Genomic DNA, 597 nt, shown 5'->3' with positions numbered 1-597 from the left:
CGAAGTAGTAGGGGCCCTGGGAGGTGGCCTGGGTCCAGTTGCGGCCCCAGCCGCCGGCGGAGGCGAACCAGCCGGTCCAGGAGGCCAGGTAGGTCAGGGCGGGGGTGAGGGCGAGGGCGGTCAGGGCGGTGGGCAGGTCGCGCATGAAGGCGCCGCTGTAGGGGCGGCGCAGGCCGACGGCGCGGCGGGCGCCGGCGTCCCACAGCAGGGTCAGGACGGCGAAGGCGGCCAGGAAGAAGATGCCGGACCATTTGACGGCGCAGGCGGCGCCGAGCATGGTGCCGGCGGCCAGGCGCCAGGGGCGCCAGCCGAGCCAGGGGCCCTGGTCGGTGAGGGGGGAGGTCTCGTACCAGGTGGCGAGGCGGGCGCGGGTGTGGTCGCGGTCGGTGACCAGGCAGGCGAAGCCGGCCAGGACGAAGAGCATGAGGAAGATGTCGAGCAGGGCGGTGCGGGAAAGGACCAGGTGCAGGCCGTCGAGGGCGAGCAGGAGTCCGGCCAGGCAGCCGAGCAGGGTGGAGCGGGTCATGCGGCGGGCGGTGCGGGCCAGGATGAGGATGGAGATGACGCCGGCGGCGGCGGTGGCGAAGCGCCAGCCGA

1 protein-coding gene is annotated in these 597 nt (G+C 74.5%); it reads right to left on the bottom strand.

What is annotated here, in order from left to right; all coding sequences use genetic code 11:
- On the bottom strand, positions 1-597 hold a 597-nt coding region (locus IEZ07_RS35330; protein ID WP_191898779.1), incomplete at both ends, for a phospholipid carrier-dependent glycosyltransferase.

This window comes from Planomonospora parontospora, assembly GCA_014647935.1.
Lineage (GTDB): Bacteria > Actinomycetota > Actinomycetes > Streptosporangiales > Streptosporangiaceae > Planomonospora > Planomonospora parontospora.
The sequence above is the reverse complement of the archived record's forward strand: the minus strand, read 5'-3'. Positions and strand labels throughout refer to the sequence as shown.